Genomic DNA, 22,434 nt, shown 5'->3' with positions numbered 1-22,434 from the left:
GTCGTCGGCGGCGGCGTTGACCGGGGCCGCGATGGCGGTGGCAGTGGCGGCAGGTGTTCTCGTGGCGCCCGGGGCGTCGGCGACGGGCCGGGCGCACGGGGACTCCGTCCAGCAGGGTCTTGACCGGCTGGTGCGGGCCGACGGCGTGCCTGCCGCGCTGGCGAGCGTGAACGGGGACCGGAAGGGAGAGCGTGCCCGGACCTACACGGCCGGGGTCGGCGACCTGGCGACCGGCGCCGCCGTGCCCAGGGACGGGCAGGTGCGGATCGGCAGCAACACCAAGGCGTTCACCGCGGTGGTCGTGCTGCAACTGGTCGCCGAGGGGAGGATGCGCCTCGACGACACGGTGGACACGTATCTGCCGGGGCTCGTACGCGGGGACGGGATCGACGACCGGAAGATCAAGGTCCGCCAGCTGCTCCAGCAGACGAGCGGGCTGCCCAACTACACGAAGGGCGACCTTCAGCCCCGGTACTACGAGCCGCGGGAGTTGCTGGACATCGCGCTGGAGTACAAGTCGGAGTTCGACCCCGGGGAGAGCTGGGCGTACAGCAACACGAACTACGTCGTCGCCGGTCTGATCGTCGAGAAGGTCACCAAGCGCACCGTCGCCCAGGAGATCGACCGGCGGATCATCGAGCGGCTCGGGCTGCGCCACACCTACTTCCCGGCGCCCGGGGATGCGACGATCCGCGAGCCCCACCCCAAGGGGTACTACCAGGAGGCACCGGGGGCGCCCCTGCGGGACATCACGGAGCTGGACCCCTCATGGACGTGGGCGGCGGGACAGCTGATCTCCACCAACTCCGACCTCAACCGGTTCTACACCGCGCTGCTCACACCCGGCCGCCTCCTGCCGAAGCCCCAGCTCGACCAGATGCGCACCACGGTCCGCGCCGACTACTTCGGCAAGGGCGCCCGGTACGGCCTCGGCATCGTGAGCAGGCCGCTGTCCTGCGGCGACGTCTACTGGGGACACGGTGGAAGCTATCCGGGATACGAGACGCGGGGCGGTGCCACGGATGACGGGCGCGCCGCCGACGTCGCGGTGACCGTGCAGCCGACGGACAAGGCGGTCATGTCGCACGTGGACGAGATCGTGGACACGGCTCTCTGCAGGCGTCGCTGAGGAGCGCGGGAGAGCTCACGCTCGGGCTTCCTGGGCGTGGGCCTCCTTGAACGCGGTGTCGTCGAGGGCCGTGCGGACGCGGTGTTCGGCGCGGGCCGTGTCCGTGCGTTCCGCGGGAGGGAGGGGTGTGCCTTCGGCGTCGCGGATGCGGGCGGCCGTGCCGAGGAGGCGTGCGGCGTGCGGGTGGTCGCCGGCGAGTGAGCGGGCGCCCGCGAGGCCTTCCAGGGCCAGCGCCACCGCGCGTTCGTCGCCCGTCGTGCGAGCCACGGCGAGGCCTTCGCGGTGGAGCTCTTCCGCGCGGGCGGCGTCTCCGCGCTGTTCGGCGACGTAGCCGAGCTGGGCCAGGATCAGCGCCGTGCCGGAGTCGACGCCGAAGCGGCGGTTGAAGTCCAGCCAGGGCAGGAGGAGTTCCTCGGCGGCGTCGAGGTCGCCGCGGTGGCGGGCGCCGAGGGCGAGGCCCGTCTCGGCGAACTGCTGGGCGGGGCGGTGCGACTGCCGGGCGGCGAGGCGGGCGGCGCGTTCGTGGAAGGCCGTGGCGGCGGGGTCGTCGCCGGTGAGGAGTGCGATGCGGCCGAGGCGGGAGAGGCGGAAGGAGAGGTCGGTCCAGAGGTGGAGGTCCTCCGCGGCGCGTGCGCCGTCGCGTTGGAGCCGAGCGGCTTCGTCGTAGTCGGCAGCGATCTCGGCGAGGATGCCGAGTTGTTCCGATGCCTGCAACTGGCCCCATCGGTCGCCCAGTTCGGCGAAGAGCTCGGCGCTGCGGGTGGCGTCGCGGCGCAGGGCCGGGAGGTCGCCGCGGTAGAGGGCGCGGGTCGCCCGGGTGGAGAGGGTGGCGGCCTCGCCCCAGCGATCGCCCGCGCCACGGAACTCCGCGAGGAGTGCGTCGACCCGTGCGGCCTCGCGCGGCGTGTGGTCGAACGCGCACCGTGCGAAGGCGAGCAGCCAGCGGGATCGGGCGTCGGCGGGCGTGGCCGCCGCGTGCTCGCACGTGCCGCCGTGCGCGCAGGCGTCCTCGCCGGTCAGAAGGGCGAAGGCGGCGTGGGCGGCGGCAGCGGCGGTACGGGCTGCCGCGTCTGCGGAGGGCGGCGGGGGCAGGTGCAGGGCCAGGTCCAGGGCGTGCGTCGCTTCGCGGAGGCGGCCGCGGAGGAACCAGTACCAGGTCAGCGCGTTGACCAGGCGTAGTGCCCGCACGGTGTCGGCGGAGGTGGTCGACCAGGTCAGCGCGGCGCGGAGGTTCACGGTCTCGTGGTCCAGGCGGCGCAGCCAGAGCCGCTGGTCGGGGCCGCGCAGGGCGGCGGCCGCGCGTTCGGCGAAGGCGGCGAAGTGCTGGGCGTGGCGGTGGCGCATCGCGGTGGTCTCGGCTGCCGCGTCGAGGCGTTCGAGGCTGTACGCGGTGACGGATTCGAGCATGCGGTAGCGCATTTCCGGGGCGTCGGGCGGCGCGGGCGCGAGGAGGGAGCGGTCGACGAGGCGGGTCACCAGGTCGAGGGCGTCGCCCTCGGAGGCCGGGATGTCCTCCGGTGCCAGTACGGCTTCGGCGCTCTCCAGGGTGAAGCCGCCGTCGAATACGGCCAGGCGGCGCAGGGCGCGGCGTTCGGCGGGCGGCAGGAGCTCCCAGCTCCAGTCGATCATCGCGCGCAGGGTGCGCTGGCGGGAGGGCGCGTCGCGGCGGGCCTGGTTCAGGAGGCGGAAGCGGTCGTGGATGCGGTCGGCGAGGGTGTGGACGCCGAGGGCGCGTACGCGGGTGGCGGCGAGTTCGACGGCGAGCGGGATGCCGTCCAGGCGGCGGCAGATGAGGGCGACGGCATCACGGTTCCCGTCGTCCAGGGCGAAGCCGGGGGCGGCGGCCGCGGCGCGGGCGGCGAACAGATGCAGCGCGTCCTCCTCTTCGAGGGGCGCGACTGCCTCCAGGGTCTCGCCGGTCAGGGCGAGCGCCTCCTGGCTGGTGGCGAGGACGTGCAGGTGAGGTGCGTGGCGCAGGAGCTGGGCGGTCATGTCGGCGACGGGGCCCAGGACGTGTTCGCAGTTGTCGAGGACGAGGAGGAGGTGGCGTCCGGCGAGCGCGCGTCCGAGTCGGTCGGCGGCGGTCCGGTCCGCCGCTCCCGGCGCGTCGTCCCGGATGCCGAGCGCCGCCGCCACCGTGGCCGTCACCTCGCCGTGCGTTCCCGCGAGTTCGGCCAGCCAGATGCCGTCGGGGAAGTCCTCGGCCAGTCCCGCCGCCGACGCCAGGGCCAGACGCGTCTTGCCCACGCCACCGGGTCCCGTGAGGGTGACCAGGCGCCCGGCGCGGACCAGGTCACGTATGCGCCCGACGGCCGCGTCACGGCCGATGAGGGCGGTGGGCTGCGCGGGCAGGTTGGAGAGGGGACGACGCTCGACGGGCGCGACCGCGCCCCCTGCCCCGGAAACCTCGACCGCACCGACACCGACACCCACACCCGCACCCGCACCCACGGCAACATCGACATCAACTGCAACGTCCGTTTCCTGCCGCAACATCGCCTCGTGCAGGCGCGTCAGTTCGGGGCCCGGGTCGATGCCGAGCTCCTCGGCGAGGTGCTGGCGCAGGTCGCGGTAGGAGTCGAGGGCCTCGGCGACGCGGCCGGAGCGGTACAGGGCGCGGAGGTGGGCGGCCCGCAGCCGCTCGCGCAGGGGTTCACCCGCGACCCAGGGGGCCAGCTCGTCGGCCAGCGACGCGTGCTCGCCGCGGGCCAGGCGCAGCTCGGCCAGCGTCTCCTGCGCGGTGAGGCGCTGTTCCGACAGGCGCGCGGCCTCCGCCCGAGTGAAGTCGGCGTCGCGGAAGTCGGCGTACGCGGGACCGCTCCACAGCGCCAGCGCGTCGGTCAGCAGCGACACCTTCGTACGCGCGTCCGCGTCCGGCGCCCCGTACGCCCGCGACACCAACGCCCCGAAGCGCACCGCGTCCACGTGTTCCGGGGGTACGCGCAGCTCATACCCGGCGGGGCCGTACGTGACGAGGGCTCGTCCGCCCGGCTCGGCCGACTCCAGGGCGCGGCGCAGCTGGGAGACCTTCGTCTGGAGGGAGTTGGCCGGTGACGACGGCAGACGGTCGCCGTCGCCCCAGAGGTCGTCGACGAGCGTGTCCACCGGTACCGGCCGCCCCGCCCGCACGAGGAGCGCGGCGAGCAGCGCGCGCACCTTCGGCTCCGGCGCCGGCGCGGCCGCCCCGTCCTCCGTGCGCACGGTCAGCGGGCCCAGCACCTCGAATCGCATGAGCTCACAGTAATTCGGGGCGCCACCAGCGCTGACGGCGGTCCGTGCGCGCACCGTCAGCGTTCCGTGCGCGCCCACCGGCAGGGTGTGCTCGTGATCGCGACCCCGCGGTCACGAAGCGGACGTACACCCGACCGACGTACGTCGGACCAAGGAGCCGTCATGACCCTCTCCCGCGAAATCCGCCTCGCCGCCCGCCCCGTCGGCGAACCCACCACCGCGGACTTCGAGTTGGCCACCACCGAAGTGCCCGAGCAGCCCGGCGCAGGACAGATCGTCGTCCGCAACACCTGGATGTCGGTCGACCCGTACATGAGGGGCCGCATGGACGACGCGCCGTCCTACATCGCCCCGTTCGAGCTCGGCGCCCCGCTGGAGGGCAGCGCGGTCGGCGAGGTCGTCGCGTCGAACGCGCCCGAGGTCCCGGTGGGGGCGACCGTCACCCACTTCCTGGGCTGGCGGGAGTACTCCGTGCTGGATGCCGCGGCCGCGACCGTCGTCGACACCGCGCTCGCCCCGGCCGCCGCCTACCTCGGCCCGCTCGGCACGACGGGCCTGACGGCGTACGCCGCACTGACCCGCACCGCCCCGGTCCGCGAGGGCGACGTCGTGTTCGTGTCGGCGGCGGCCGGGGCGGTGGGCAGCGTCGCGGGGCAGATCGCCCGGGAGCTCGGCGCCGCACGGGTGATCGGCTCGGCGGGCGGACCCGCCAAGACGAAGAAGCTGCTCGACACCTTCGGGTACGACGCGGCCGTCGACTACCGGCTCGGCGGCCTGCCGGAGCAGCTCGCGCAGGCCGCGCCCGACGGCGTGGACGTCTACCTCGACGCGGTCGGCGGCGACCATCTCCAGGCCGCGATCGGGGCGATCCGGCCGGGCGGACGCATCGCGCTGGTCGGCGCCATCAGCACGTACAACACGACGGAGCCGGCGCCGGGCCCGAACAACCTCTTCCAGGCGGCCAAGCAGGAGGCGACCCTGCGGGGCATGCTCGTCACCAGCCACCTCGACCTGTTCCCGGAGTGGATCGGCCGGGCGGCGCCGCTGCTCGCCGACGGCACCCTGCGCACCGAGCAGACCGTCGTCGACGGCATCGAGCGGGCACCGGAGGCGTTCCTCGGCGTCCTGCGCGGGGCGAACACCGGCAAGATGCTGGTCCGCCTCACAGGATCACGTGCGGGACGAACCTCGCGTACTCGTCCGTGATCAGCCCCGACGACTCCCGGATGCCGAGCCCCGCCGCCTCGTCCTCGACCACCCACGCACCGAGGACGACCCGGTTGCCGTCGAACTCCGGCAGGGGTGCCAACTCCTGGTAGCAGCAGCTCTCCTCACGGCGTACGGGCGCGGAACCCGGTGCGTGCACCGTCACCCCCGCGCCCTCCCGCCCGAGCAGCGGCTTGGCGACGTACCCGGGTCCGGAGGCGAGTTCGCGCGGGCCGTCGAGGTAGGCGGGGAGGAGGTTCGGATGGCCGGGATACAGCTCCCAGAGGATCGCCAGGAGCGCCTTGTTGGAGAGGAGCATCTTCCAGGCGGGCTCGATCCACAGTGTGGAGCCCGTACCGCCGCCGTTGTCCAGCGTCTCCAGGACGTGCGGCGCGAAGCGGTCCGTGGTCAGCCACTCCCACGGGTAGAGCTTGAAGCAGCTGCGCATGAACCGGAGCTTCTTGTCGACGAAGCGGCGCGCGAGCCGGTCCCAGCCGATGTCCTCCATGGCGATCGACTCCGCGACGAGACCGGCCTGCTCGGCGGTCTCCCGCAGGTACGCGACCGTCATCAGGTCCTCGCCGAGTTCGTCGGCGGCGGAGTGCGCGAAGTACAGCGGACCGCCGGGCGGCAGCAGCGCGGCCTGCTTCCGCCACGCGTCGACGAGCCGCTCGTGGAGGGAGTTCCACTGGTCGGCGCCAGGGAAGCGTTCCTCCATCCAGAACCACTGCGGGCTCGCGGCCTCGACCAGGGAGGTGGGGGTGTCGGCGTTGTACTCCAGCATCTTGGCCGGACCCGCACCGTCGTAACGCAGGTCGAAGCGGCCGTACAGGGACGGGAGTTCGGCGCGGCGGTGCCAGGCCTCCGTCACGGCGGACGCGACCCCCGGGTCCGTGATGCCGAGGTCGCCCAGGCGGTCGTGGTCGACGATGTGCGCGGCGGCGGCCAGGCACATCGTGTGCAGCTCCTCGACGGCCTCCTCCAGCGCCTCGACCTCGGGGAGCGAGAAGACGTAGTAGGCGCTCTCGTCCCAGTAGGGGCGCAGGGTGTCGTCGGGGTAGCGCGTGAGCGGGTAGATGAGCCCCTGGTCCTCGACGGTCTGCTGCCAGCCGGGGCGGGGGGCTATGGTGCGGCGTTCCATGGCGTACGTGCCGTGTCCGGTCCTGATCCGTCCGCTCAGCCGCCGCCGCTGCCGCTGCCCGAGCAGCCGAAGCCGTCCCGGTCGACGGCCTCGCTGCGGCTGAACGTCCCGTAGTCGGCGTAGCGTCCGTCGACGTCGGAGTCGTAGTACCAAGCGCGGTCGGTACGCCCCGAGGACTTGCAGTTCTTGTCGCCGACGATCTTGTACCCGCGGAACGTGTCGTAGCTGTCCCGGTCCACGCAGCGTCGGTCCGGGTCCGAGCCGCAGGAGGTCAGGGCCGCCGCGAGGACGCCCATGCCGCCCAGTACGACGGTGCTCGAGCGCAGCCGTCGTGGTTGTTTCTTCGTCACGTGATCCCCCGTTGCCCGTCTTCGTACGCGTTCGAAGATCAGCGTAGGTAAGCCCCCGTGAACCGTGCCAGCCACCTGCACCGGATGTCCCTTGGGTCTCCTTTGACTCACCTTCCTCTACAGTCACTTCGTGTCTCTTGGGATGATTTGCGCTCTCGGCTCGGCGATCTGCTTCGGTACGGCCTCGGTTCTCCAGGCGGTCGCCACCCGCGCCACGACGCCGGGCACCGGCTCCGGCGTCGACCCCGCGCTGCTGCTGCGCGCGCTGCGCCAGTGGCGGTACGTCGCGGGGCTCGCCCTCGACGGGCTCGGCTTCCTGCTGCAGATCGTGGCGCTGCGCTCCGTCCCGATCTACGCCGTGGGCGCCGCGCTCGCCGCGAGTCTCGCCGTGACCGCGGTGGTCGCGGCCCGGCTGCTGCGGGTGCGGCTGAGCGGCGTCGAGTGGGGCGCGGTCGGCGTCGTCTGTGCGGGCCTCGCGATGCTGGGCCTCGCGTCCGGCGACGAGGGCGACCGCACCGGATCGACGGCGTTGCGGTACGTGATGCTCGGCATCGCCGTCGCCGTGCTCGTGCTCGGCGCCGTCGCGGGGCGGCTGCCCGACCGGGGGCGGGCGCTGGCGCTGGGCCTCGGGGCGGGGTGCGGGTTCGGGGTCGTCGAGGTGACCGTGCGCCTCATCGACGACGTGTCGCCGGGCGCGCTGCTCGCCAATCCGGCGACGTACGCGCTGCTGGTGGGCGGAGGAGCGGCGTTCCTGCTGCTCACGTCGGCGCTCCAGCGGGGGTCGGTGACGACGGCGACGGCGGGCATGGTGCTCGGCGAGACGATCGGTCCCGCCCTGGTGGGCGTGGTCTGGCTGGGCGACCGCACGCGGGAGGGGCTGGGCTGGCTGGCGATCCTGGGCTTCGCGGTGGCGGTCGCGGGGGCGTTGGCGCTGGCCCGCTTCGGTGAGGCGCCTGACGCTTCGCTGGGGCGGCGGGGTTAGCCCTGTCCGGAATCCGCACGCCGGCCTTCGCCCTGCCCCGGGGCTCCGCCCCGGACCCCGCTCCTCAATCGCCGGAGGGGCTGAAATGTCCAACCGTCACGGCAGCACCCGGCACAACGCCTCCACCGCCCCCGCCCACGCATGCTCCGCCGGTGTCCCGTACCCCACCACCAGCGCGTCCTCCCGCGGCGTCACCGCGAGCGGGTGGCGGAAGCCGCTGAGGCCCTGGACCGCGAGGCGTTCCCAATTGGCGGCCTGGACGATGGACCGCTCGGTGCCGGGCGGCAGTTGGAGCACCGCGTGCAGCCCGGCCGCGATGCCGGTGGCCCGCACGTCGGGCGCCCGCCCCGCCACCGCCTCGACCAGGTGGTCCCTGCGGCGCCGGTACCGCAGCCGTGCGCCCCTGACGTGGCGGTCGTACGCCCCCGACGTGATGAACTCCGCGAGCGTCAGCTGGTCGAGCGCACCGCAGGACGCTCCCGCGGCCTCCTTCTCGGCGAGGACCTCCGCGTGCAGGCCGGACGGCAGCACCATCCAGCCGAGCCGCAGGCCGGGTGCGAGGGACTTGCTCGCCGTGCCGAGGTAGATCACGTGCTCGGGGTCGAGGCCCTGGAGGGCGCCGACCGGCTGACGGTCGTAGCGGAACTCGCCGTCGTAGTCGTCCTCGATGATCACCCCGCCCTCGCGCCGCGCCCAGTCGACGGCGGCGGCGCGCCGGTCGGGGTGCAGGGGAACGCCCATCGGGAACTGGTGCGCGGGGGTGAGCAGCACCGCCTTCGCCGAGCCGGGGCCGAGGCCCGAGACGTCGGTGCCGAGTGCGTCGAAGGCGAGGGGGACCGTGCGCAGTCCTGCGCGGTGCAGCAGGTTCCAGTGGATGTCGAGGCCGTACGACTCGACGGTCACCTCCCGCTCCCCGCGCGCCCGCAGCACCCGGCCGATGACCGCGAGGGCGTGCACGAACCCGGCGGTGACGACGATGCGGTCGGGGTCGGCGTGGACGCCCCGCGCCCGTGCGAGGTACCCGGCGAGTGCGGTGCGCAGCTCGACGCGGCCGCGCGGGTCCGCGTACCCGAGGGCGCTGTTCGGGGCCGCCGCCAGCGCGCGCCGGGCCGCCTTGAGCCACTCCGCGCGCGGGAACGACGCGAGGTCCGGCGACCCGGGCGTGAGGTTGTACGTGGGCGCCCCGCCCGTCCTGCGCGGCGGCGCGGGCCGCACCGGCGGCGAAACGACCCTCCCCCGAGCTCTCGGCTCCGCTCGACCAGGGGGGACCCCCATCGCGACGCGCGTGCCCGAACCCTGGCGGGCGGTGAGCCAGCCCTCGGCGACCAGGTCGGCGTACGCGTCGGCGACCGTGTTCCGTGCGATGCCGAGGTCGGCGGCGAGCGAGCGGGACGACGGGAGGCGGGTGCCGGGGGCGAGGCGGCCGCCGCGCACGGCCTCCCGCAGCGCGTCCGTGAGGCCCTTGCGGACGCCGTGGCGTGACCCGTCGCCGCCGGTCTCCAGATGGAGGTCGACACCCAGAGTGGCCCACGTATCTCCCATGGAAATGGACCATACCGGTGGGCTACTCCGGACGTAGCGTCGACATCATGAACGTTCCCTCCGAAGCCCACGTCCACGAGCACACCCCCCGACTCGCCTGGGCCCAGCACGCCCCCGAGGTCTTCAAAGCGATGATCAAGCTCGACGCGGCCGCCCGTAAGGGCCTCGACCCGGTGATCTACGAGCTCGTCAAGATCCGCGCCTCGCAGATCAACCGCTGCGCGCTCTGCCTCGACATGCACTCCAAGGACGCCCTCGCGGCGGGCGAGAGCGTCGAACGGATCATCCAGCTCAGCGCCTGGGAGGAGTCGCAGCACTTCTACACGGCGAAGGAGATCGCCGCGCTCGAACTGACCGAGGCCATCACCGTGCTGACCGACGGCTTCGTGCCGGACGAGGTGTACGCGAAGGCCGCCGCGCACTTCGAGGAGGCGGAGCTGACCCAGCTCATCGCCGCGATCACCGTCATCAACGCGTGGAACCGCTTCGGCGTCAGCACCCGCCAGGTGCCGGGGCACTACAAGGCCGAGGGCGACAAGTGAGCCCTCGCACCACGCACTTGGACCGCGGCGTCGCCGGCGCGATGAGTGCGCTGAGCGCCGCCGCGAAGAAGGGCCTCGGCGACCCCGTCCTCGCCGAGCTCGTGATGATGCGGGCCTCACAGATCAACGCCTGCGCCTTCTGCCTCGACATGCACGTGGACGTCGCCCTGGAGCACGGCGAGACCCCGAAGCGCATCGCGCTCCTGAACGCCTGGGAGGAGGCGGGCGACCTCTTCAGTGCACGCGAACGAGCCGCCCTCGCCCTCACCGAGGCCGTCACCGTCCTCACCGAGGGCTTCGTGCCCGACACGGTGTACGCGAAGGCCGCCGAGCACTTCACCGAGGGGGACCTCGCCCATCTCCTCGGCGTGATCACCGTCATCAACAGCTGGAACCGGCTGATGGTCAGCCGCCGTATCGCACCCGGAGGACCGGCATGGTGAACCCCAGTACCGCGGCCACGCTGCGCGCCCTCCACCACGGCCGGGCGCCAGGCGACCCGCTGGTCCTGCCGGGACCGTGGGACGCCGCGAGCGCCCGCGTCTTCGAGGAGGCGGGGTACGAGGCGCTCGCAACGCCCAGCGCCGGCATCGCGCTCTCCCTCGGGTACGAGGACGGGCAGGTGCCGCCGAAGGAGATGTTCGAGGCGGTGGGCCGGATCACCCGGGCCGTCGGCGTACCGGTGACCATGGACGCCGAGACCGGCTACGGCCTGACGGCGAAGGAGCTGGTGGAGCGCCTCCTCGAAGCGGGCGCCGTCGGCTGCAACCTGGAGGACTCGTACGAGGGCGAGGACGCGGGCGCGGGCGCGGGCGGTGGCTCCACGGGTGTGCTCCGGGACCCGCGGGAGCAGGCGGACTGGCTGGCGCGGGTGCGGGAGGCGGCGGGCGACCACCTCGTGGTCAACGCGCGCGTCGACACGTTCGTCCGCGGGGTCGCCGACCCGGAGCGGGCGATCGAGCGGGCCCGCCTGTACGTGGCGGCGGGCGCGGACTGCGTCTACCCGATCCTCGCGCCGCCCGAGGCGATCCCCGTCCTGCGGGCGGGCATCGAGGGACCGCTCAACGTCCTCGCGCTGCCGGACGGCCCCTCCCTCCGCGAGCTGGGCGAACTCGGCGCGACACGCGTCACGTTCGGCCCCGGCCTGCTGCGCCGCACCATGGCGGCGCTGCGCGACATCACCGACGGACTGCGCCGGGCATGACAGTGCCGGGCCCCGCACAGCGGGAGCCCGGCACCCTCACACCGGTCGGCGGGCCGCTACTTGGGCAGCCACGCCTTCCACGTCGACTCGTTCTTGTCGATCCACGCCTTGGCCGCGTCCTGCGGGGACATCTTCTTGTCCGCGATCAGCAGGGAGACCTCGTTCTGGTCCTTCTCGGACCAGTGGAACTTCTTGAGGAACTCCGCGGCGTCGCCGCCCTTCTTCGCGAAGTCCGCGTTGAAGTACTTCTGCAGCGGCGTGTGCGGGTAGGCACACTTGATCTTCGCCGGGTCGGCGTCGCAGCCCTCCTTGTACGCGGGCAGCTTCACCTCTGTCATCGGCACCTTGTCGAAGAGCCACTGCGGCTTGTACCAGTACGTCAGGAACGGCTTCCGCTGCTTGGCGAACTGCTCGATCTGGGTGATCTGCGCCGCCTCGGAGCCCGCGAAGACGACCTTGTAGTCCAGGTCGAGGTTCTTGACGAGCGCCTTGTCGTTCGTGACGTACGACGGGGAGCCGTCCATGAGCTGGCCCTGGCCGCCGCTCTCCGCCGTACGGAACTGGTCCGCGTACTTGTTGAGGTTCTTCCAGTTCGTGACGTCCGGGTGCTTCTTCGCGAAGTACGTGGGGACGTACCAGCCGATGTGCCCGGTCACGCCGACGTCGCCACCGGGGACGATCGTCTTCTTGTCCTTGATGTACCGCTGTTCCTGCTCGGGGTGGCCCCAGTCCTCCATGATCGCGTCGACGCGGCCCTGGCTGAGGGCGTCCCAGGCGGGGACCTCGTCGATCTGGACCTTGTCGACGCGGTAGCCCAGCTCGTGGTCGAGCAGGTACTCGGCGACGGCGACGTCCGCCTGCGCGCCGACCCAGGACTGCACGGAGAGCGTCACGGTCTTGGCGCCCGCCGCGTTGGCGTAGGGGGACGACTGCTTGGTCATGTCGGCCTTGCCGCACCCGCTCATCGCGAGCAGCGCCCCGGCCGCGGTCACGGCGCTCAGTACACGCGTACGTACTCGCATGTCACGCCCCCTTCTTCGCGCTGTGTTCCCTGCGGACCGTCGGCTGCGTCACCCGGTCGAGCATCAGACCGAGGCAGACGATGGCGGCGCCGCCGACCAGGCCGGAGGCCAGGTCGCCCTGTGCGATGCCGTACAGCACGTCGTAGCCGAGCGCGCCACCGCCGACCAGACCGCCGATGACGACGACGGCGAGGACGAGGACGACCGCCTGGTTGACGGCGAGCAGCAGCGCCGGGCGGGCCAGCGGGAGCTGCACCTGGCGCAGCCGCTGCCAGTCGGTCGCGCCGAGGGACTTCGACGACTCCATCGCGGCGGGGCTGACCTGGCGCAGGCCCTGCGTGGTGATGCGAATGACGGCGGGCAGCGCGTACACGATGGCCGCCGCGACCGCGGGGGCGCGGCCGATGCCGAAGAGGGCGACGACCGGGATGAGGTACACGAACTGCGGCATCGTCTGGAAGATGTCGAGGACCGGGCGGAGCAGCCGTTCGAAGCGCTCGCTGCGGGCGGTCGCGATGCCGATCGCGAAGCCGACGACGGTGGTGACGGCGACGGCGGCGAGGACCTGCGAGAGCGTGTCGAGGGACTTGTCCCAGACGCCGAGCACGCCGATGCCCGCCATCGCGAGGACGGCGGTGAGCGCGGTCTGCCAGGTGCCGATCAGCCAGGCGAGGGCCGCGACGACGAGCAGCACCGACCACCAGGGCATGCCCTGCAGTCCGTCGCGTACCGGGTCGAGGACCCAGGTGGTGAAGTGCGCGGCCCAGTCGGCGGTGCCGCCGACGACGGGCACGCCGGTGTAGATGTGGTCGACCATCCACTCCTTGGCGGTGTTGACCGGCTCGACGATGTTCACCGTCCAGCTCTCCGGCCAGTCGAGGCGGTCGGCGAAGCGGAAGGCGACGGCGACGACGGCGGTGACCACGGCGGCGAGGGCGGAGCCGCGCCCGCCGGTCACCCACCAGTAGGCGCCGCCCCGCGTCTGCCGGTCCACCGGGTTCGCGCCCATCCGCTCACCGGCGGCGCTCGTGACGCGGTCGAGGACCACGGCGAGCAGCACGATCGGGATGCCCGCGGCGAGGGCCGCGCCGACGTCGACGGAGCCGAGCGCCTGGTAGACGCGGTCACCGAGACCGGCGCCGCCGATCATCGAGGCGATGACGGCCATCGAGAGCGCCATCATGATGGTCTGGTTGAGGCCGAGCAGGAGTTCCTTGCGGGCCAGCGGGAGGCGCGCGGAGAACAGCCGCTGGCGGGCGGTGGTGCCGAGCGAGGTGACGGCTTCCATCACGCCGCCGTCGGCGCCGCGCAGGCCGAGCGCGGTGAGGCGGGCCATGGGCGGGGCGGCGTAGATGACCGTCGCGAGGACCGCGGCGGGCACGCCGACGCCGAAGATGAGGACGGCGGGCAGCAGGTACGAGAAGGCGGGGAACACCTGCATGGTGTCGAGCACGGGCCGCAGCATGCGGAAGACCCGGTCGCTGAGCCCGGCCGCGAGTCCCATGAGGACGCCGAGCACGACGGACGCGAGGACGGCGACGACCATCAGCGCCAGCGTCTGCATCGTCGGGACCCACATGTTGAGCAGTCCGCACAGCCCGAACGAGGCGGCCGTGAGGACCGCGAGGCGCACGCCCGCGACCCGCCAGGCGATGAGCGCGCCGCCGGCGATGACACCGGCCCAGCCGCCCGCGAGGAGCACCAGGTAGACGGCGCGCACGGACACCACGATGGCGTTGCTGATGTGGCCGAAGAAGTAGGTGAACAGCCAGTGGCTGTCACGGTTGTCGATGATCCAGTCGGTGGTCCTGGCCAGCGGCTCGGTCAGGTCGACGGTGAGCGCGTCCGGCCAGGCGCCGGAGGCCCACTTGGCGTTGGCGATCGGCACGAGGACCGCCGCGGCGACGGCGAGCAGCAGGAGCTTGCCGACGGCACGGTGCCGCAGGAGCGCGCCGATTCCCGTATCTCGTACGGGACTGGAGGCGGTGGCGGTGGCCATCAGGCGACCACCTCGCCCTTTTCGGGGGCCGTTCCCGCCACGACGGCGAGCAGCCCGGCGTGGTCGACCACGCCGAGGCAGCGCTTGCCGTCCATGACGCGCACCGGGAAGCCGGAGCGGGCGACGGCCTCGATGGCCTCGGAGACCTTGGCGTCGGGGGCGAGGGCGGCGCCGCTGTTCTCCTCGTCGTCGTCGGCGGGACGCATGGCGCTGCGGACGCTCATGACGTCGGCGCGGACGACGTCGCGGACGAAGTCGCGGACGTAGTCGTCGGCCGGGGAGCCGACGATCTCCTCGGGGGTGCCGATCTGGACGACGCGGCCGTCGCGCATCAGGGCGATGCGGTCGCCGAGCTTGAGGGCCTCGCTGAGGTCGTGGGTGATGAAGACCATGGTGCGGCCCTCGTCGCGGTGCAGGCGGACGACTTCTTCCTGCATGTCGCGGCGGATCAGCGGGTCGAGGGCGCTGAACGGCTCGTCGAAGAGGAGGACCTCGGGGTCGACGGCGAGGGCGCGGGCGAGGCCCACACGCTGCTGCTGGCCGCCGGAGAGCTGGCCGGGCTTGCGCTGTTCGAGCCCTTCGAGGCCGACCTTCTTGACGACTTCGAGGGCCTTGGCGCGGCGCTCGGCCTTGCCGACGCCCTGGATCTCCAGGCCGTACGCGACGTTGTCGAGGACCGAGCGGTGCGGCAGGAGCCCGAAGTGCTGGAAGACCATGGCGGCACGGTGGCGGCGGAGTTCGCGCAGGCGGGTCTTGTCCATGGCGAGGACGTCCTCGCCGTCGATGGCGAGGGTGCCGGAGGTCGGCTCGATGAGCCGGGTCAGGCAGCGTACGAGGGTGGACTTGCCCGAGCCCGACAGGCCCATGACGACGAAGACCTCGCCCTTGTCGACCTCGAAGGACACATCGCGGACGGCGGCGGTGCAGCCGGTCCGCTCACGCAGTTCGGCGGGGCTCAGGCCGTGCAGTGAGGTGTCGTCCGGTATTCGCTCGGCCTTGGGGCCGAAGACCTTCCAGAGGTTCTTGACGGCGAAGACGGGCCCGCCCGCGGGCGTCTCGTCCTGGTCCGTGGTCGTCACGGTGGCCTCGCTCATCGGCCGTCACCACCAAGGATCTCGGCACATTTCTCCCCGACCATGAGTACTCCGATCATCGGGTTCACGGCGGGCATCGTCGGGAAGACGGATGCGTCCGCGATACGGATTCCTGCCAGGCCCCGGATCTTCAGCTCCGGGTCGACCACGGCGAGTTCATCAGTGGAAGCACCCATTCGGCAGGTGCCCGCCGGGTGGTAGACGGTGTGTGCGGCCTTGCGGACGAGCTCGCTGATGTCGGCGTCGTCGGTGACCTCGGGGCCGGGGAAGACCTCGCGCTTGAGCCACTTCTTGAACGGCTCGGCCTCGGCGACCTTGCGGGCCAGCTTGATGCCGTCGACGAGGGTCTGCCCGTCGTAGTCGCCTTCGTCCTCGAAGTACTTGAAGTCGAGGGCGGGCTTGACCTCCGGGTCCGCCGACGTCAGGTAGAGACGGCCGCGGGCGCGGGACTTGGGAATGTTCGGGGTCATCGACACGCCGTGCTCGGGGCGTTCGTAGCCGAGACGCTCCGGATTGTCGGTGAACGGGATCTGGTAGAAGTGGAACATCAGGTCCGGGCCCTTGTGGTCCGGGTCCCGCTTCACGAACAGACCGGCGTCCGAGTCCATCGCGGAGTTGCCGGGGATCGGCCCGTTGGTCTCCCAGACGATGACCGACTCGGGGTGGTCGATGAGGTTCTCGCCGACGCCCGGCAGGTCGTGGACGACCGGGATGCCGAGGGCTTCGAGGTCCTTCTTCGGGCCGATGCCGGAGTGCATGAGCAGCCTCGGCGTGTCGACGGCGCCGGCGCAGACGAGCACCTCGCGGCGGGCGGTGAACAGCTTCTCCGCGCCGTCCTTGGTGCGGATGTGGACGCCGTGGGCCGTCTTGCCCGCCAGCTCCAGCTTGGTGGCCCAGGTCTCCAGGAAGAGGTGGAGGTTCGGGCGGTCACCGGCCTCCATGTGGGGGTGGAGGTAGGCGACGGACGCGGAGGAGCGCTTGTTGTTCTCCGGGTGGTACGAGAGGTCGAAGAAGCCGACGCCCTCGTCGAAGGGCTTGTCGTTGAAGCCGACGACCTCGGGGACGCCGAGTGCGGTCTTCGTCGCCTCGACCCAGTCGGTGGCGATCTGGTTCTGGTCCTTCTTGGCGACGCGTACGACGTTGTTGCGCAGCTTGCCGAAGTACGGGTCCATGGCCTTGGCGTTCCAGCCGGTGGCGCCCGCCGCCTCCCACTCGTCCCAGTCGGACGGCAGCGGCTTGAAGGAGATCAGGGTGTTGTGCGACGAGCAGCCGCCGAGCACCTTGGCGCGGCTGTGCAGGATGTGGGAGTTGCCGCGCGGCTGCTCGGTGGTCGTGTACTCGTAGTCCAGCTCGCCGCCGAGCAGGCCGAGCCACTTGCGCAGCGTGAGGACGTCCTCCCGGTCGATGTCGCTGGGGCCGCCCTCGATGACGGCGACGGTGACGTCCGGGTTCTCGGTGAGGCGGGACGCGATCACCGATCCCGCGGTGCCGCCACCGACGATGACGTAGTCGAACTCGGTCTGGTCAGACATGCGTACGTGCTCCTCTTCCTGCGAGGTCGTGCCAAGGTGCTTGCGCGTAATGAGCGGGGGGCGCTTGAACGTGTTGCGCGCGGGGCGGACCTCCCGCCCCGCGCGTACCTCTGTACGGCTTGTGTCAGCCGGATACGGCTTGTGTCAGCCGGCGAACCAGCGCACCGGTGCCGGTGCCAGGTTCTGGTAGATGTGCTTGGACTCGCGGTACTCGGCGAGGCCCGCGGGACCGAGCTCGCGCCCGACGCCGCTCTTGCCGAAGCCGCCCCACTCCGCCTGCGGAAGGTAGGGGTGGAAGTCGTTGATCCAGATCGTGCCGTGGCGCATCCGGCGGGCCATGCGGCTCGCGCGGCCCTGGTCGCTGGTCCACACCGCGCCCGCGAGCCCGTACTCGGTGTCGTTGGCGAGCGCGACGGCCTCGTCCTCGGTGCGGAAGGTCTCGACGCTGAGGACGGGCCCGAAGACCTCTTCCCGTACGACCTTCATCTCGCGGTGGCACTGGTCGAGCACGGTCGGCTCGTAGAAGTACCCCTCGGCGGGGCGCACGTCGCTCGGCTCGGGGCGCTTGCCGCCGGAGCGGAGCACCGCGCCCTCCTCCAGGGCGGAGGCGACGTACATCTCGGTCTTCTCGCGCTGCTGCCGCGAGACGAGCGGACCGCACTCGACGCCGTCCTCGGTGCCGCGGCCGAGCTTGATCTTCGCGGCCCGGCGGGCGAGCTCGGCGACGAACCGCTCGCGCACGGATTCCTCGATGATGAGGCGGCCACCGGCGGAGCAGACCTGCCCGCTGTGGATGAAGGCGGCGTTCAGGGCCTGGTCGACGGCGGTGTCGAACCCTTCCTCGGTGGCGCAGGCGTCGGCGAACACCACGTTGGGGTTCTTGCCGCCGAGCTCCAGGGCGACCTTCTTCACGCCGAGCGCGGCGGCCTGGGCGACCTTGGTGCCGGAGACGAGGCCGCCGGTGAAGGAGACCAGGTCGACGTCGGGGTGGTCGGCGAGCCGGGCGCCGACGGTGTGGCCGGGGCCGGTCACGATGTTCGCGACTCCGGCGGGGAGACCCGCCTCGACGAGCAGCTCGATGAGCGCGACCGTCGTCAGCGGGGTGATCTCGCTGGGCTTGATGACGAAGGTGTTGCCCGCGGCGAGCGCGGGCGCGATCTTCCAGCTGGCCTGGAGCAGCGGGTAGTTCCAGGGCGTGATCATCGTGCAGACGCCGATGGGCTCGTGCACGACGACGCTGTGGATGTCGTCGGAACCGGCGTCCACGACACGGCCCGCGCCCTCGCCGATCACCAGATCGGCGAAGTAACGGAAGGCGTCGGCGACGCAGTCCACGTCGACGCGGCCCTCTTCGAGGGTCTTGCCCGCGTCACGGCTCTCCAGGAGGCCGATCTCCTCGCGGTCGCGCACGAGGAGGTCGGCGACGCGGCGCAGCAGAGCGGCGCGATCGGCCACGGGCGTGGCCGGCCAGGGGCCCTCGTCGAAGGCCTTGCGGGCGGCTGCGATGGCGGCGTCCGCGTCTTCCGATCCGCCCTCGGCGATCACGGCGAACGGCTTGGCGTCCGCCGGGTCGAGGATCTCGCGGGTGGCGCCGGAGGTGGCGGCACGCCACTCTCCGTCCACGTGGATGGTCTTTTGTGCGGACACGTCGCGTTTGCCTTCCGTTCCTGTCATATGCACCACCTGTCACTCGCGGTAGCCGGGTGCACCTGCCCTGAGCGGAAGAAAGCATGCACGTTCGATGGCCGAAAGTGCGCCGTGTCACTGCGCGTGTTTCAGACCTCTTCGTCCGGCAGGTCCTCCTCCGGCGGCTCGTCCGCGGCCATGAGCCCCGCCAGCCACAGCGGCATCAGCCAGTGCACGACGAACACGCTGAACAGCACGGGGAAGATCAGCCCCTCGATCTCCACCCCGGCGAAGCCGGCCAGACCCGTGCAGACGGTCGCGGCGAGCAGCAGCCACATCATCACGTACTGCGCGCGGGCCGCCACGCGGTTCTTCTCGGCGCGCTGCCGCTCGTCGAGGGCGCGGACGCGCAGTTCGAGGAGGCCGCGGGTCGCGCCGTTGATCACGCCGGTCGCCACGCACCACGGCAGCAGGAGGCCGAGGAGTCCGAAGGTCGCCCAGCGTTCGTCGCCGAGCACGGAGTAGAGCTCGCACGCGATGCCGGCCGCGGTCAGCACGATGTGCGCGACGACGACGGTCCTGCGGCGGGCCTCGGTGGCGTAGAGGGGGGCGGCTTCGCGACGGTTCATGATCGCGTACATGCGCCGGTCGTAACCGGTGATGGTGGGCTGCTCGTCGGTCCTCATCATTGATCCCTCCCGTAGACCTGATCCGTGAGCGGGCGAAACGGTTCGAGGGAGAACAGGGCCTCGACCGGCAGCGCGAAGTACTTCGCGATCTTCAACGCAAGGTCGAGGCTCGGGTTGTACTGCCCGCGCTCGATGTAGCCGATGGTCTGGTAGTGGGCTCCCACTGCCTCGGCCAGGCTCTGACGCGACACCTTTCGTTCGGCGCGCACCATCGCCAACCTGTTGTGCACTTGCTCGCTCATGTATAAGAAGTACTACATTAACGAGCACGACAGCAATAACTGCGAAGTCAGGGAGCGGGAAACATGTTCGGCACCAAGCGGGAACTGATGGTGATCGCCCTGCGCGACACGGACGCGGTCACGGACGAGCTGCGCGAGGCACTCGCCACGGCCGACGAGAGGGACCGCCCGGGGCTCGAACGCGCGATGGAGCTCGTCGCCCGCGCGGCCGCCGTCCCGGACGCCGAGGTGCGCGGCCGCTGGGCCCTGCGCCGGATCACCGCCGCCGGGCACACGGGTCCCGCCGACTCGGTCCACGCGGTCAGGGCCCTGCGCCAGGCCGAGCCGGGTCTGAGCCTGGCGTCGGCGGTGCAGCTGTCCAAGGAGGCGGCGGCGCTGCGGGCGACGTAGCCATGAGGAGGTCCCGCGCGCACGCCCGCAGCCACGCGTGCGCCGGGTCCGCGTCGTGGCGGGGGTGCCAGGCCATGCCCAGCGGGAGGGACGGCAGGTCCACCGGGACCTCGAAGGTGACCAGCCCCAGGGCCTCCGAGAGGGGGCGGGTCCATGACGCGGCCAGGCCCACCAGGTCCGTGCGCAGCAGCACGAAGACGGACGACGAGAACGTCGCCATACTGCCCACCACCCGTCTGCCCAGGCCGAGTTCGGCGAGGGCGGCGTCCAGCGGCCCCGACAGGCGCCCTCTGCGCGAGACGGTCACATGGTCGGCCTCGGCGAACCGTCGGGCCGTCAACTTCCCCTTCAGCAAGGGGTGCCCGGGCCGTGCCAGGCCGATCATCCGGTCCTCACGGATCTTCTCCACGAGCACCTCGGGCGCCGTCGTATCGATCACGCCGAGCTCCAGATCGGCGGTGCCCTGCCGCAGCATGGGTTCGTCGACGTGACTCTCGCCGAGGAAGCGGAGCCGTACGCCGGGGGCCTCCTCGGCGGCGCGGGCGAAGAGCGCGGGGCCGTACGCGGCGGCGATCGCGTCGGAGCCGAGGATCGAGAGGGTCCGGGAGACCGTGCGCAGGTCGACGGCGCCGGGCCCGGCGAAGAGCGCGCGGGCCCGCTCGACCACCGCGCTCACCTCCGCCTGCACCGCCAGCGCGTGCGGCGTCGGCACCATCTGGCGCCCGGCCCGTACGAGGACGGGGTCGCCGAGAGCCTTGCGGATGCGGCCGAGGGTGCGGCTCATCGCGGGCTCCGACAGATGCAGTCTGCGGGCCGCGCCGGACACGCTCTGCTCCTCGAGGAGGACGTCGAGGGCGACCAGCAGATTGAGATCGAGGCCGCCCGCACCACTGGATTGCGTCACACGCATCCACCCCTTGTGAAAGTTGCACTGGAAAGCAAGTCGAGGGCGAGCCTACGGTGACAGGGCATCCCACACCACGACGCTCCCGAGGAGGAGCCTTGCCCTCGCCTGCCCTGAAGCCGCCGACACCGCCGACACCACCGACAACGGCGACAACGGCGACACCGCCGACCCCGCCCGCACCTGTGAAGCCCTCTCCGTCCCTCCTGAAGCGGTCGACGCTGTTCACCCTCTGCGCCTGCGTCCTCGTCGCGCAGGGCATGGTCGCCGCCATCAACCTCCTCGTACCGCAGCTGAGCTCGTCCGGGCTGCACCCCTCGTCCAGCGAACTCCTGTGGACGGTCGACGCGTACGTCATCGTCTTCGCGGGGCTCCTCATCCCGGCCGGTGCGCTCGGCGACCGGTACGGCCGCAAGGGCGCGCTGCTCACCGGACTCGGTCTCTTCGCCGCCGGTGCGACCGTCAGCGCGCTCGCCGTCTCCCCCGCGATGCTGATCGCCGGGCGCGGCGTCTCCGGCGCGGGCGCCGCGCTGATCATGCCCGCGACCATGTCGATCATGATGCGCGTCGCTTCGCGGGAGGAGCGGCCGCGCGCCGTCGCCTCCTGGGCGCTCGCCGCCGGGCTCGGCGGCCTCACGGGCAACATCGGCGGCGGGCTCGTCGGCCAGTACCTGTCCTGGCGCGCGCTGTTCTGGGTGGTGGTGCCGCTCGCCGCGCTGCTCGCCCTCGCCGTGGCACGGGTGGTTCCCCGTACCGGCAAGGCGGTCGAGGCCCCCGCTCTGGACCCCGTCGGCACGCTGCTGCTCACCGGCGGTCTGCTCGCGCTGCTCTTCGGCATCATCGAGAGCCCGATGTACGGCTGGACGTCCGCGCGCATCCTGGCCGCCTTCGCGAGCGGCGCGGCCCTCGTCGCGCTCTTCGTCGCGCACGCCCTGCGCTCGCGCGCCCCGCTCTTCGACCCGCGGGTCTTCGCCACGCCGCGGCTGCGCGCCGCGACGCTCGGCACGGCCGTGAGCTTCTTCGGTCTCTTCTCGCTCTTCTACGTCAACTCGCAGTACCTGCAGTACGAGAAGGGGTACGGCGCCGCACGCGCGGGCCTCGCGATCGTCCCGCTCACCATCGGCATGGTGCTCGTGCCCAAGCTCGCCGCGCGCTGGTCGGGACCGCCGCGCGCGGTGGCGGGCGGCGGCCTGCTCCTGATCGGCCTGGGCCTGCTCGGCGCGTCCACCGCGGACGGCTCGACGCCCTACGCGCTCTACGCCTGCTGGCTCCTGGTCATCTCGGCGGGCACGGGCCTGTGCATGCCCATCCTCACGCTGAGCGTCGTCGGCTCGCTCCCGCCCCACCAGGCGGGCCTCGGCTCCGGGCTCAGCACCTCGGCACGCGAGGTCGGCGCCGCGCTCGGCGTGGCCGTGACCGGCACGACCCTGGCCTCGCACGCCTCGGGCGGCTTCCCGGCCGGCATGGAGGCGGCGCTGCGCATCGTGGCGCTCGTGGTGATCGCCACGGCGGCGGTGGTCACGCTCGGCTACGGCAAGAAGCCATGACCAGCACCGAAAACGCGCGACCGCCCCGGCAGGATCTGCCGGGGCGGTCGCGCGGAAGTCGT

At 72.1% G+C, this 22,434-nt stretch carries 20 protein-coding genes; 8 read left to right on the top strand and 12 right to left on the bottom strand.

The genetic code is table 11. The features are described from left to right. Positions 1-31 precede the first annotated feature (31 nt). Positions 32-1,129, top strand: coding sequence for a serine hydrolase domain-containing protein (locus NOO62_RS24825; protein ID WP_268773063.1), 1,098 nt, complete (start codon positions 32-34; stop codon positions 1,127-1,129). A gap of 15 nt (positions 1,130-1,144) precedes the next feature. Here the strand turns inward: NOO62_RS24825 and NOO62_RS24820 are convergent, their stop codons facing one another. Further along, positions 1,145-4,360 (bottom strand): AfsR/SARP family transcriptional regulator, encoded by a 3,216-nt coding sequence (locus NOO62_RS24820; RefSeq protein WP_268773062.1) that lies wholly within the window; start codon positions 4,358-4,360, stop codon positions 1,145-1,147. Positions 4,361-4,522: 162 nt separating this feature from the next. On the opposite strand from NOO62_RS24820, the gene NOO62_RS24815 reads away from it, so the two are divergent. Beyond that, entirely contained in the window at positions 4,523-5,566 is a 1,044-nt protein-coding gene (locus NOO62_RS24815; protein WP_268773061.1) for an NADP-dependent oxidoreductase, read from the top strand. On the opposite strand, the gene NOO62_RS24810 is transcribed toward NOO62_RS24815, so the two are convergent. After that, the gene (locus NOO62_RS24810) at positions 5,523-6,707 is read right to left on the bottom strand and encodes a glutathionylspermidine synthase family protein (protein ID WP_268773060.1); all 1,185 of its coding nucleotides are present in this window, start codon (positions 6,705-6,707) and stop codon (positions 5,523-5,525) included. The genes NOO62_RS24815 and NOO62_RS24810 overlap by 44 nt on opposite strands. A gap of 35 nt (positions 6,708-6,742) precedes the next feature. Continuing rightward, positions 6,743-7,003 (bottom strand): hypothetical protein, encoded by a 261-nt coding sequence (locus NOO62_RS24805; protein ID WP_268775757.1) that lies wholly within the window; start codon positions 7,001-7,003, stop codon positions 6,743-6,745. Positions 7,004-7,199: 196 nt separating this feature from the next. Between NOO62_RS24805 and NOO62_RS24800 the strand changes: the two genes are divergently transcribed. Further along, positions 7,200-8,039, top strand: a complete 840-nt coding sequence (locus NOO62_RS24800; protein WP_268775756.1) for a hypothetical protein — start codon at positions 7,200-7,202, stop codon at positions 8,037-8,039. 96 nt (positions 8,040-8,135) lie between these two features. Here the strand turns inward: NOO62_RS24800 and NOO62_RS24795 are convergent, their stop codons facing one another. After that, entirely contained in the window at positions 8,136-9,581 is a 1,446-nt protein-coding gene (locus NOO62_RS24795; RefSeq protein WP_268773059.1) for a PLP-dependent aminotransferase family protein, read from the bottom strand. A gap of 47 nt (positions 9,582-9,628) precedes the next feature. Here NOO62_RS24795 and NOO62_RS24790 point away from each other — a divergent pair, with 47 nt between their 5' ends. From NOO62_RS24790 to NOO62_RS24780, 3 genes are read left to right on the top strand one after another with little or no spacing between them, the layout of a single operon-like run. Further along, the gene (locus NOO62_RS24790) at positions 9,629-10,123 is read left to right on the top strand and encodes a carboxymuconolactone decarboxylase family protein (protein ID WP_268773058.1); all 495 of its coding nucleotides are present in this window, start codon (positions 9,629-9,631) and stop codon (positions 10,121-10,123) included. Then, a complete protein-coding gene (locus NOO62_RS24785; protein ID WP_268773057.1) occupies positions 10,120-10,566 on the top strand; it encodes a carboxymuconolactone decarboxylase family protein in 447 nt (148 codons plus the stop codon). The genes NOO62_RS24790 and NOO62_RS24785 overlap by 4 nt, the downstream gene beginning before the upstream one ends. Beyond that, the gene (locus NOO62_RS24780) at positions 10,560-11,327 is read left to right on the top strand and encodes an isocitrate lyase/PEP mutase family protein (protein ID WP_268773056.1); all 768 of its coding nucleotides are present in this window, start codon (positions 10,560-10,562) and stop codon (positions 11,325-11,327) included. The genes NOO62_RS24785 and NOO62_RS24780 overlap by 7 nt, the downstream gene beginning before the upstream one ends. 56 nt (positions 11,328-11,383) lie before the next feature. Here the strand turns inward: NOO62_RS24780 and NOO62_RS24775 are convergent, their stop codons facing one another. The 7 genes from NOO62_RS24775 to NOO62_RS24745 all read right to left on the bottom strand — a co-directional run bounded on the left by NOO62_RS24775 (position 11,384) and on the right by NOO62_RS24745 (position 19,531). Beyond that, entirely contained in the window at positions 11,384-12,349 is a 966-nt protein-coding gene (locus NOO62_RS24775) for an ABC transporter substrate-binding protein (RefSeq protein ID WP_268773055.1), read from the bottom strand. 1 nt (position 12,350) lies between these two features. Further along, positions 12,351-14,348, bottom strand: coding sequence for an ABC transporter permease (locus NOO62_RS24770; protein ID WP_268773054.1), 1,998 nt, complete (start codon positions 14,346-14,348; stop codon positions 12,351-12,353). Then, a complete protein-coding gene (locus NOO62_RS24765) occupies positions 14,348-15,442 on the bottom strand; it encodes a quaternary amine ABC transporter ATP-binding protein (protein ID WP_268773053.1) in 1,095 nt (364 codons plus the stop codon). Before NOO62_RS24765 ends, NOO62_RS24770 begins: the two co-directional genes overlap by 1 nt. Continuing rightward, positions 15,439-16,974: a GMC family oxidoreductase gene (locus NOO62_RS24760; protein WP_268773052.1), complete on the bottom strand. Its 1,536-nt coding sequence runs from the start codon at positions 16,972-16,974 to the stop codon at positions 15,439-15,441. Before NOO62_RS24760 ends, NOO62_RS24765 begins: the two co-directional genes overlap by 4 nt. Before the next feature lie 144 nt (positions 16,975-17,118). Further along, positions 17,119-18,648: an aldehyde dehydrogenase family protein gene (locus NOO62_RS24755; protein ID WP_268773051.1), complete on the bottom strand. Its 1,530-nt coding sequence runs from the start codon at positions 18,646-18,648 to the stop codon at positions 17,119-17,121. A 101-nt stretch (positions 18,649-18,749) separates the two neighbouring features. Further along, positions 18,750-19,289 carry a hypothetical protein gene (locus tag NOO62_RS24750; RefSeq protein ID WP_268773050.1) on the bottom strand — a complete coding sequence of 180 codons (540 nt, stop codon included), beginning with the start codon at positions 19,287-19,289 and terminating at the stop codon, positions 18,750-18,752. Continuing rightward, complete coding sequence (locus NOO62_RS24745) at positions 19,286-19,531, bottom strand: helix-turn-helix transcriptional regulator (protein ID WP_268773049.1); 246 nt, start codon at positions 19,529-19,531, stop codon at positions 19,286-19,288. Before NOO62_RS24745 ends, NOO62_RS24750 begins: the two co-directional genes overlap by 4 nt. Positions 19,532-19,594: 63 nt before the next feature. On the opposite strand from NOO62_RS24745, the gene NOO62_RS24740 reads away from it, so the two are divergent. Then, entirely contained in the window at positions 19,595-19,921 is a 327-nt protein-coding gene (locus NOO62_RS24740; protein WP_268773048.1) for a hypothetical protein, read from the top strand. Here the strand turns inward: NOO62_RS24740 and NOO62_RS24735 are convergent. Beyond that, positions 19,833-20,831, bottom strand: a complete 999-nt coding sequence (locus NOO62_RS24735; protein ID WP_268773047.1) for a LysR family transcriptional regulator — start codon at positions 20,829-20,831, stop codon at positions 19,833-19,835. The genes NOO62_RS24740 and NOO62_RS24735 overlap by 89 nt on opposite strands. Before the next feature lie 179 nt (positions 20,832-21,010). Here NOO62_RS24735 and NOO62_RS24730 point away from each other — a divergent pair, with 179 nt between their 5' ends. Next, positions 21,011-22,372, top strand: coding sequence for an MFS transporter (locus NOO62_RS24730; protein ID WP_268775755.1), 1,362 nt, complete (start codon positions 21,011-21,013; stop codon positions 22,370-22,372). Positions 22,373-22,434: the final 62 nt, after the last annotated feature.

This window comes from Streptomyces sp. Je 1-369 (assembly GCF_026810505.1).
Lineage (GTDB): Bacteria > Actinomycetota > Actinomycetes > Streptomycetales > Streptomycetaceae > Streptomyces.
This window is presented reverse-complemented; position numbering and strand designations above follow the sequence as displayed.

Excerpts from the sequence above, each read along its gene's own strand:
- NOO62_RS24825 (WP_268773063.1), top strand. The coding sequence starts at position 32 with ATGGCGGTGGCAGTGGCGGCAGGTGTTCTCGTGGCGCCCGGGGCGTCG.
- NOO62_RS24820 (WP_268773062.1), bottom strand. The coding sequence starts at position 4,360 with ATGCGATTCGAGGTGCTGGGCCCGCTGACCGTGCGCACGGAGGACGGG.
- NOO62_RS24815 (WP_268773061.1), top strand. The coding sequence starts at position 4,523 with ATGACCCTCTCCCGCGAAATCCGCCTCGCCGCCCGCCCCGTCGGCGAA.
- NOO62_RS24810 (WP_268773060.1), bottom strand. The coding sequence starts at position 6,707 with ATGGAACGCCGCACCATAGCCCCCCGCCCCGGCTGGCAGCAGACCGTC.
- NOO62_RS24805 (WP_268775757.1), bottom strand. The coding sequence starts at position 7,003 with ATGGGCGTCCTCGCGGCGGCCCTGACCTCCTGCGGCTCGGACCCGGAC.
- NOO62_RS24800 (WP_268775756.1), top strand. The coding sequence starts at position 7,200 with ATGATTTGCGCTCTCGGCTCGGCGATCTGCTTCGGTACGGCCTCGGTT.
- NOO62_RS24795 (WP_268773059.1), bottom strand. The coding sequence starts at position 9,581 with ATGGGAGATACGTGGGCCACTCTGGGTGTCGACCTCCATCTGGAGACC.
- NOO62_RS24790 (WP_268773058.1), top strand. The coding sequence starts at position 9,629 with ATGAACGTTCCCTCCGAAGCCCACGTCCACGAGCACACCCCCCGACTC.
- NOO62_RS24780 (WP_268773056.1), top strand. The coding sequence starts at position 10,560 with ATGGTGAACCCCAGTACCGCGGCCACGCTGCGCGCCCTCCACCACGGC.
- NOO62_RS24775 (WP_268773055.1), bottom strand. The coding sequence starts at position 12,349 with ATGCGAGTACGTACGCGTGTACTGAGCGCCGTGACCGCGGCCGGGGCG.
- NOO62_RS24770 (WP_268773054.1), bottom strand. The coding sequence starts at position 14,348 with ATGGCCACCGCCACCGCCTCCAGTCCCGTACGAGATACGGGAATCGGC.
- NOO62_RS24765 (WP_268773053.1), bottom strand. The coding sequence starts at position 15,442 with ATGAGCGAGGCCACCGTGACGACCACGGACCAGGACGAGACGCCCGCG.
- NOO62_RS24760 (WP_268773052.1), bottom strand. The coding sequence starts at position 16,974 with ATGTCTGACCAGACCGAGTTCGACTACGTCATCGTCGGTGGCGGCACC.
- NOO62_RS24755 (WP_268773051.1), bottom strand. The coding sequence starts at position 18,648 with ATGACAGGAACGGAAGGCAAACGCGACGTGTCCGCACAAAAGACCATC.
- NOO62_RS24750 (WP_268773050.1), bottom strand. The coding sequence starts at position 19,289 with ATGATGAGGACCGACGAGCAGCCCACCATCACCGGTTACGACCGGCGC.
- NOO62_RS24745 (WP_268773049.1), bottom strand. The coding sequence starts at position 19,531 with ATGAGCGAGCAAGTGCACAACAGGTTGGCGATGGTGCGCGCCGAACGA.
- NOO62_RS24740 (WP_268773048.1), top strand. The coding sequence starts at position 19,595 with ATGTTCGGCACCAAGCGGGAACTGATGGTGATCGCCCTGCGCGACACG.
- NOO62_RS24735 (WP_268773047.1), bottom strand. The coding sequence starts at position 20,831 with ATGCGTGTGACGCAATCCAGTGGTGCGGGCGGCCTCGATCTCAATCTG.